This window comes from Thiocapsa sp. (assembly GCF_011390875.1).
GTDB lineage: Bacteria > Pseudomonadota > Gammaproteobacteria > Chromatiales > Chromatiaceae > Thiocapsa.
Genome location: NZ_JAABRP010000084.1, coordinates 1 through 8659 on the forward strand (window position 1 = coordinate 1; position 8659 = coordinate 8659).

Here is an 8659-nt window from a genome sequence, read left to right on the forward strand (position 1 = left end):
ACTACGCGGACACGGAAGTCGGTGCGCGTGAGGTCGAGCAACTGATCGGCCGACTACGCCATGGGGTCTTTTCTTGAGATGGTTTCGTCTGCTCGACGAGGCGTATCTGGAGACGTCCTTCACCGGCGAAGGTGCACGGCTCTTCGGCGGGCGCTGGAATTCACCCGGTGTTTCGATGGTCTACGCGGCACAGTCGCTGTCGCTTGCGCAGCTTGAGCTGCTCGTTCACTTGGAGGCTGAAGACGTCCTGCGCGGGCATTGGCGATACATTGAGCTCGAGGTGGTGCCCGAGGCCGTCTTGGCTTGCGAGCTCGTGGCCGAGCTGCCTGCCGATTACGCCGCGTGGCCGGCACCGGCATCGACGCGATCGATCGGCGACGCCTGGGCCGCATCAGGCGTCTCGGTGGGGCTGACCGTGCCCAGCGCCGTAACGCCCGGCGAGCGCAACCTAATCCTGAATCCGGCCCATCCCGGCTTCGCAGCCGCCGTGGAGATCGGCGAACCGCGATTCGGTTCGACTGCAAGGCTCCCTCCCGTTCGTGATCTCCATTTGTCCCAAACTGGAGCTGAGAAGCGACCGCAGTAGCGCGCAGAGATCGTGGCCATCCGCTCGATAAAGTTCGTGGCTTCAACGTAGGCCCGATTTGGGCCCAAACAAAAAAGCCGGCGCGAGGCCGGCTTTCCAGTTTCTGACTTTATTGGTGGGCGCACGTGGGATCGAACCACGGACCCCTGCCGTGTGAAGGCAGTGCTCTCCCGCTGAGCTATGCGCCCGACTCAGCGGCGCAATTTACCAGGCGAGGTTGGCGCGGTCAACGCCGCCGAGGCGGCGCGAGTCGGCGGTGTCGCTCGCTCGGTCTCGCGTGATCGGGTTCCCCGGGCTAAAGTGGCGTGTGCGGATTCGGTCCGATCCCGTTGGATCGATCCATCTCACGAATGCGTCGGATCGCGAAAGGAGTGCGTTGGGTCCAGCGCATACGTCCACCGTCGATGCAGTCGTCAAAACCAGTCGCAATCGAGGCCCAATGTCCGCTGATAATGTGTTTTTCGTTCCCGTCAGGGATCTGTGTCAACGCGATGTCGTGACCTGCGAGCAGGATGAGTCGCTGGTCGTCGCCGCGGAGATGATGAGCGAGCGGAATATTTCGAGCATCGTCGTGTGCTCGGATCAGGTTCCGGTCGGGATGGTGACGGACCGCGACCTGCGCAACAAGGTCGTGGCACGCGGGCGGGATCCCGGCGATCTGCGTGTGAGCGACATCATGAACAGCCCGTTGGTGACGATCGGCGAAGACGACTATCTCTTCGAGGCGCTGCATCTCATGAGTCGGCGCAGAATCCACCGGCTGTGCGTGGTGGATGCGAGTGGTGCGCTTTGCGGCATCGTGACCGATTCCGACGCGCTGCGGCTGCAAAGCCGCTCGCCGCAGCAGTTGGTGAAGGAGATCGAGGAGGCGGCCGACGTCGATGATCTCAAGATCCTGCACGAGAAGCTGGAGCAGCTCGTCGTGCACCTCTCGGGCACAGGTGTGGCGACCAAGGATCTGGTGCAGACGGTGGCCCACCTGAACGACCGCATCCTGGTGCGTTTGATCGAGTTGGTGCGCACCGCGCGTTACCCGGATCTCACGGACCGCTTTGCCTTCCTTGCGCTGGGGAGCGAAGGTCGGCAAGAGCAGACGCTCTCCACGGATCAGGACAACGCGATCGTCTATGCGGACGATCTGACGCAGCACGAGCGTGAGCGCCTCGCGGCCTTCAGTGTCGATCTGATCGACCATCTCGTGGGGATCGGCGTCCCGCCTTGCCCGGGGGGCATTATGGCCAAGAACGAGGCTTGGCGGCGCAGTCTCGGCGATTGGAAACGTGTTCTCGACAAATGGTTGCGTACGCCGTCGCCGGAGAACATTCTCGCGGGCAGCATGTTTTTCGATCTCAGGACGCTCTACGGAGACGCCAGCTTCGAGGCTGAGCTGAAGCGACATATCACGGAGCAGCTGCGCGCCAACAATCTTTTTCTCGCCTACAGCGCGGCCAACGCGGTCGGATTCAAGCCGCCGCTGGGTTTTTTCGGGGGGATCAAGCCGGAGCGGCGGGGGCCGCACCGCGGCAGCATCGAGCTGAAGAAGGCCGGTATTTTCCCGATCACCGAGGGGGTCAAAGCGATGGCATTGCAGGCGGGTGTCGGCGACGGCGGTACCCGTGGCCGTGTGTTCGGTTTGGAAGGGGCCGGGATCCTGCGCTCGGAGCAGGCGGAGAGTCTAATCGCGGCATTGGATTTCCTGGTGACCCTGCGGCTGCGCGCGCAGCTGCTTGCGCTCGAGGAGGACCGGGAGCCGAACAATTACTTACCGCTCGAGCGCCTGAATCGGATCGAGGAGGGTCGTCTGAAGCTCGCGCTCGAAGAGGTCGGGCATTTCCAGGGGTTTTTGCGAAGCCGGTTTCATCTCAATCAGATCGGGCGCTGAGCCGCGCTTAGGAATGCGGGTGCTTTGCCTCGGGGGCATGGTCCCGATTGCGGGCGGGCCGAGGAGGGAGGCGACTGAAGTCGACCCTAGGAGCCCCTAGGGAACGATTCAAAAACAACCGAAACACCTAAACCGCGTCCAGAGCGACATGCGTCATTTTTCGTTTGGCTTCGGAGATGTTCTCGATCTCGGTGAGACGCGGTTTAAAGTTTAAGATTTTTCAATACTTTAAACCGCGCCTGCTGCGGCGGTCGTCCGAGCATGCGCGGCCAAGCCAATCCAAAAAACGACGCATACCGCACCGGGCGCGGTTTAGGCCCGTATTCAAACATCACAGGTGCGAGATGGCCGAATCCAAGCCTCCGTCGAAACCGATCACGTCCCGGATGCCCGCGTCGAGACCGGATAGCTCCGAGCCCGGCGTGTCCGGTGAAGACCCGTCCGAGCCCGTCTTGGTCTTTCCCTGCCGTTTCCCGATCAAGGCGATGGGCCTTGCCGACGAGCACTTCGAGACGTTGGTCATCGAGATCGTGAGTCGGCATGCAAAGCGACCCGCGGCCGCGGACGTGAGCGCCCGCTTCAGCAGAGGGGGTAAATGGGTCTCCGTGACCCTGACCATTCAGGCGGAAAGCCGCGCTCAGCTCGATGCCATCTATTGCGATCTCACGGCCCACGAGTCGATCGTTTGGGTGATATGAGCGCGGACACGGCAGATGCGTGCCCGCTCCTCCTGGTGCGTCGTCTACCGGGTTATCGGGAGTATCTGCCGACCTTGGAAGCGATGCGCGGGTTCACCGATCTGCGCGGCCCCGACACACCGGACGAGCTCTGGCTGCTCGAGCATCCGGCCGTGTTTACGCTCGGTCAGGCCGGCCGCGAGGAGCACCTGTTGGATCCGGGCCGGATTCCGGTCGTGAAGGCGGACCGCGGGGGGCAGGTGACCTATCACGGCCCCGGACAGTTGGTCGTCTATGTCCTGCTCGACCTGCGTCGGGCCGGACTCGGGGTCAAGCGGCTGGTCGGTCTCTTGGAGCAGGCGGTCATCGATCTGCTCGCAACCCTGAATGTGGCGGCCGAGCGTCGCGCGGATGCGCCCGGTGTCTATGTTGCAGGCGCCAAGATCGCCTCGCTCGGTTTGCGTATCCGCAACGGCTGCAGTTATCACGGACTCGCCCTGAACGTGAACCTGGATCTCGACCCCTTCGGTCGGATCAACCCTTGCGGCTATCCCGGACTTGCCGTCACCCGCCTGTCGGACCTGGTCCCGGGCGTGTCGATGGCCGAGATCGAGGCCGGCTTGGTGGGGCTGCTCGCCGCATCCCTCGAGATGACGGCGAGTCCCGTGCGCGCTTAATGCAGCGTTCGGGGCGCCTCCCGCTCGCCCTCCTTCAGGGGCAATAGATCGACGAATCGACCCTTGGCCTCGGTGAAATGCTGGAACTCCGGCCGACCGAAGGTGCGCTTCGTCTTCGAGGCACCCTTCGGCTCGATCGGAATCTGGGTCACCCAGAGCCCGTGACGGGTCTCGAGGGCGAAGGAGGCGACGTCGATCCGATAGGGCGAGGCGCCGATGGATCCGTATTCTTCAATGATCTCTTGGAACTGCCCGACCTTGCTCGGCGGTAGGGACCAGGCTTCCATGATCATGAAGATGAAGTCCGCCTCGTGCAGCTCGGCGAGCCGGCGAATCATGGCGGCCGCCGCGTCCTTCTCCTCGTCCGTGGCCGTGCTCAGCAAGACTGGAAAGGTCTCTCCGGTCGTGAGGTTTCCGACGAATGCAAAGGGGCTCAGGCTCTCGCCGCGCTCGAGGATCTCCCTGGCCGTGTCGATCAGCGGGCTGATGATGTCGAGGTAGGTCGCGGGCAGTGTGCTCATCAAGTGATGCCTCGGATCAATGCACGCCGGCGACCGGACGCATCTCCTTGTCGCAGACACCGCCGACGCTGGCTGTTCGGGTGGTGGCGCCGCCGCGGCACGATTCGCCCCGGTCCTGGATGCTGCAGGTGATTTCCACCGGCCTTCCCGAGGAGAGCCAGCTCGGGGTCGTGCGATAGCGTCCGACGTTGCCCGAACGGCAGCCAGTCGGGATCCCGTAAGGCGGGCAGGACTTGGGCGTGCGCAGCGACACCTTGCGACCGTCGACGATGAAGCCCGGATAGTTGTTCTCGGTGCGGACGATATCGCGCTCCGGGGTCTCGTCGAAGCGGAACTCCTCGAACCGATAGCCATCCCCGCTCGCCGATCCGACTTTGATCCGGGTGTTGGCGATCAGGGCGAAATCGTCCCCGTCGCGCGCGACCGCGCCGGTCATGTACTCGACACGGTCGTGATTGGGGAAGCATTTGCCCATCGCGGGCGCGTGATAGTAGTGACGCATCGAGGTCAGATCGGCCAGACGATTGTCCGGGAAGATCGTCTGCAGATCGCGTTCGCTGCCGAAGAGGATGCGCTCGGCGTCCCCGACCGACTGGCTGTACATGGCCTGGAGCTTGGCATAGCGGTCGTTGTCCGCGAGGTCGGGCCGCAGGTAGCAGGCGGTGAGTCCGGAGATCTGGGTCAGGTACTCGTCCCAGATGTTGTATTGCGACACCGAGGAGGAGACGCCTTGGAAGTCGCCCGGAAACTGACACCCCTGACGGCTGAGGCACTGGCCGACCGCGCGGTTGCGGATCGAGAGCACGATGATGTTGCGCTCGCAGGCCCCGTAAGCGTTGCATCCGCGTTCGAGATGGCCCTCGTAGATGGCCGTGCGCATGGCGTAATCGAGATGTTTGGCGCGCGCGAGCGTGGTCTCGGAGCCGAGCCGCCCGTTGCTCCGGATGAAGTCGCCCCAGGCCCGATCCAGCGCGGCACGGCGGCCGGTCAGATTGCGATTGGCGCTCTCGCATTGGCTCGACGCGTGGAAGCTGCGCACGATGCGGTCGAGCTCGCTTGCACCGCCCGGGTTGCCGGCACGACCGCTCGACGGCGGATCGAAGAAAGGTGCCTTCTCGAGCGCATAGAGATCGCGTACGTTGATGACGTTCTTCACGCTCGAGGGGCAGTGGTGGTTCTGAACCCTCATCGACTTGCGCGCCGCCACGGTGCTCTTGAAGCGCTCGGTGTCGCTGCGGCTCGCCTTCCTCGGGTCGACGACGACCTCGAACCCGACGAAGGGCGTCCCCGAGCTGTCCGTCAAGGGTTTGCCGTTTCGGATCATCAGGCAGGGGATCACGGAGGTTCCCTGCGTCAGGGTTCCGGCGGAGGATTTCGTGCCCGAGCGCGCGAAGCTGTCGGCGTTGTAATAAGGCACCTCCATCGGACCGTTGAACTTGTAGACGGTCATGACCGGGGTCGCCGGGATGGCCGCCTGAACGGGGATGGACGCGGCAAGCGCGAGGGCGCCGAGCAGATAACGCATTCTTTGGCTCCTGAGTTGGATGGGTTGGTGTGCGGGTGTTCGCACTTAAATCGCGCCCGGCGGGGCATGCGGTGTTCTTGGATGGGATCGGCCCCGGCAGACTTGACGACCGCTGGAGCCTGCGCGATTTAAGATATTAAAAAATCTCTCATTTTAAACCGCGTCCCCGCTAAGGGTCGTAGATACACCAAACGTCGAGTTCACTCGAAAACGGGCATCTCGCTCGTGACGCGGTTTAGATCACAGCCTCCCGGCGCGTTTGATCGCGAGATATCGCCCCACCAAAGCGTCCGACAACTGCGCCGGCAGAAGGTCGAGGATCTCGACGCCCAGATGGCGCAAACGCTCCCGATGTCGTCGCCGCGTGGCGAGCCAGCCGTGCACGGCGTGGAAACGCAGTGCGCTCGGCAGGTCCTCGATATCGGCCTCGAGGCTCCGGTCGAGTGCCGACTCGCGCAGGTCCGCGACCATCAAAAGGTGACGCCGTCGCAGCAGGCGTGCTGCCAGCTCCAACCCGGACTGATCCTCGTCGCGGCTGTTGGTGATCATGACCACCAAGGCCCGCCTCGGCATCCGATGCAGCAGCTCGCGTGCGGCCTGCAACGGATCCGAGGCATCGAGGCTCGGCTCGATGTCGTAGGCCCGCTCGAGCAGCCGACGCATGGTCTGCGCCTCTTTGCGCGGTGCGCACCAGCGCCGCGATCCGCCATAGGTCATGAGTCCTACGGCATCGCCGTGCGCAAGGGCGACGAAGGCCACCGTCAGCAGTGCGGTCAATGCCTCGTCCAGATGGGAGCGTTCGGCATCGCGATGGCGCATCCGGCGCCCCGTATCGAGCAGGAAGACGAGATGTCGGTCGCGCTCGTCTTCGTACTCTCGGGCGATAAGCTTACGCATCCGCGCCGTCGCCTTCCAGTCGATCCGTCGTAAGCCGTCGCCCCGATGATAGTCGCGCAGTTGATGAAACTCCGCCCCTTCGCCGCGTCTCGGTCGGCGTCGCTCCCCGGCAGCAGCGTGCGGATCCTGCATCGCGGACAGGACGTCGCGACCGATTCGGGCGAGATTCGGGTAGACGCGCAAGCGCGTCGACAAGGTCAGCACGCGTCTGTCGCTCCAAAGCCCGAGCGGCGAGCGCAAGGCGATCTCGCAGCCCGGGATGACGAAACTGCCGCGCTGCGACGGGGTCAGGTGATAGTCGACTCGTGCAGTGGTGCCGGCTTCGAGCGCGATCTCGCGCGGCAGGCCCTGCACGGTGAAGGCGCTTGGATGCAGATCGTGGATACGCAGCCGCAGGTGTCGGGTCGTAGGGTTGGTCAGCGTGAGGCGGACCCGGCCCGGGGTGCCGAGCAACAGGATGCCGTGCGTGCGGCCGCCGAGCTCGGGGGAGGACAACGCGAGGAGCGCCAAGAGGTCGGCCGCGGCGAGCACCCCGAGCAGGATGCCGACGCCTTGCCAGGCAAGCCCGGCCTCCGGAAACCAGGCGGCAGCCAGCCCCAAAGCGGTCCAGCCGGCGAGAGCCGAAACCAAAGGGGTGCGTGGTCTCGTGCCGCACCGCCTCTCCCGTGATTCGGGGGTGTGTCGAGCAAGAGCGGACTGCTCGGCCTGCATGGGCATCAGAGTGGGCGCGGTTTAGGTGCGCGGGGCAGGCACGCCGGCGAGGAGATCGCGCAGGATATCCTCCGGGCCGAGACCCTCTATCTCCAGATCGGCGCCGAGGGCGAGACGGTGGCGCAGCACGGCGGGGGCCATCGCCTTGACGTCGTCGGGTGTGACGTAATCTCGGCCGTTTACGAGCGCGTGTCCGCGCGCGGCGCGCACCAAGGCGATCCCGGCGCGGGGGCCGGGCCCGGTCTCGACCCCGGGCCAATCACGCCCCGCGCGGACCAAGCGCACGGCATAGGCGAGGACGCCGTCGTCGATCCGCAGCCGCGCGGTCACCTGCTGCACCTCGAGCAGGTCGGTTGCGCTCAGGACCTCGCGCACGCCGGAGACGTCGAGTCGGTCGCCGACCCGATCGTGCGTCACTTGGCGGACCATGGTCAGCTCTTCGTCCGCATCCGGGTGATCGACGATGACCTTGAGCAGGAAGCGATCGAGCTGCGCCTTGGGCAGCGGATAGGTTCCCTCGTGCTCGATCGGGTTCTGGGTGGCGAAGACCAGGAAAGGCGGGTTCAGTGTCAGGGCAGCGCCTTCGATCGTCACCTGTTGCTCCTGCATCGCCTCGAGCAGCGCGGCCTGCGTCTTCGCGGGTGCCCGGTTGATCTCGTCGCCGAGCAGCAGGTTGCAGAAGATCGGGCCGCGCCGGATCCGGAAGGCCTCGCTCTTCATGTCGAAGACGGCATGTCCGGTGATATCGCTCGGCATCAGGTCGGGCGTGAATTGGATCCGCGAGAAGCGTCCGCCGACGGCGGCCGCGAGCGCGCGCACCAGGAGTGTTTTGCCCACACCGGGTACGCCTTCGAGCAACACGTGCCCGGCCGCGGCCAAGGCGACTACGGACTCGCGCACGACGCGGGGTTGGCCGACCAAGGCGCAGCCGATCGCGGTCTCCAAGGCCGCAAGCGTGGCGGCGCAACGCTCGACCTCTGCGGACAGGATCATGCCTCGTCGCTCCATGCGGGTTCGCGTGGGTTGAGCCCGGTCTCGAGCCAAAGCCAGCGCAGATCGAGGGCATAGGGCGTGAGGGCCTCCGGCGGTGGCGTGTGCAGTGTCTCCGGCGCCGGGGGCGAGGCAGGCTCGACCACGCAGCGTTCTGCGCGTCGCGCGGCGGCTTCGGCGAGGTCGGCGGGGA

General features: G+C 64.9%; 9 protein-coding genes and 1 tRNA gene. 4 read left to right on the forward strand and 6 right to left on the reverse strand.

The features are described from left to right. The first annotated feature begins 73 nt into the window (after positions 1–73). Positions 74–586 carry an RES family NAD+ phosphorylase gene (locus tag GPT33_RS08705; protein ID WP_296807477.1) on the forward strand — a complete coding sequence of 171 codons (513 nt, stop codon included), beginning with the start codon at positions 74–76 and terminating at the stop codon, positions 584–586. Positions 587–699: 113 nt separating this feature from the next. Here the strand turns inward: GPT33_RS08705 and GPT33_RS08710 are convergent. After that, positions 700–774 (reverse strand) — tRNA-Val (locus GPT33_RS08710). Positions 775–1025: 251 nt separating this feature from the next. Here GPT33_RS08710 and GPT33_RS08715 point away from each other — a divergent pair. The 3 genes from GPT33_RS08715 (at position 1026) to lipB (ending at position 3822) form a co-directional block, all read left to right on the forward strand. Beyond that, on the forward strand, positions 1026–2468 hold the full coding sequence (locus tag GPT33_RS08715; RefSeq protein ID WP_296807480.1) for a DUF294 nucleotidyltransferase-like domain-containing protein: 1443 nt from the start codon (positions 1026–1028) through the stop codon (positions 2466–2468). A 422-nt stretch (positions 2469–2890) separates the two neighbouring features. Further along, positions 2891–3166, forward strand: a complete 276-nt coding sequence (locus tag GPT33_RS08720; protein WP_296807482.1) for a DUF493 domain-containing protein — start codon at positions 2891–2893, stop codon at positions 3164–3166. Beyond that, on the forward strand, positions 3163–3822 hold the full coding sequence (gene lipB, locus GPT33_RS08725) for a lipoyl(octanoyl) transferase LipB (RefSeq protein ID WP_296807485.1): 660 nt from the start codon (positions 3163–3165) through the stop codon (positions 3820–3822). The genes GPT33_RS08720 and lipB overlap by 4 nt, the downstream gene beginning before the upstream one ends. Here lipB and GPT33_RS08730 read toward each other — a convergent pair. From GPT33_RS08730 to GPT33_RS08750, 5 genes are all read right to left on the reverse strand, one after another. Next, positions 3819–4343 (reverse strand): hypothetical protein, encoded by a 525-nt coding sequence (locus GPT33_RS08730; RefSeq protein WP_296807488.1) that lies wholly within the window; start codon positions 4341–4343, stop codon positions 3819–3821. The two genes, lipB and GPT33_RS08730, sit on opposite strands and share 4 nt — an antisense overlap. Positions 4344–4359: 16 nt before the next feature. After that, entirely contained in the window at positions 4360–5868 is a 1509-nt protein-coding gene (locus GPT33_RS08735) for a hypothetical protein (RefSeq protein ID WP_296807490.1), read from the reverse strand. Between the two features lie 240 nt (positions 5869–6108). After that, positions 6109–7395 carry a DUF58 domain-containing protein gene (locus tag GPT33_RS08740; RefSeq protein WP_296807492.1) on the reverse strand — a complete coding sequence of 429 codons (1287 nt, stop codon included), beginning with the start codon at positions 7393–7395 and terminating at the stop codon, positions 6109–6111. A 102-nt stretch (positions 7396–7497) separates the two neighbouring features. Then, complete coding sequence (locus tag GPT33_RS08745; RefSeq protein ID WP_296807495.1) at positions 7498–8469, reverse strand: MoxR family ATPase; 972 nt, start codon at positions 8467–8469, stop codon at positions 7498–7500. Then, positions 8466–8659: hypothetical protein (locus GPT33_RS08750; protein ID WP_296807497.1), on the reverse strand; the 194-nt coding region annotated here is incomplete at its 5' end. The genes GPT33_RS08750 and GPT33_RS08745, both read right to left, overlap by 4 nt.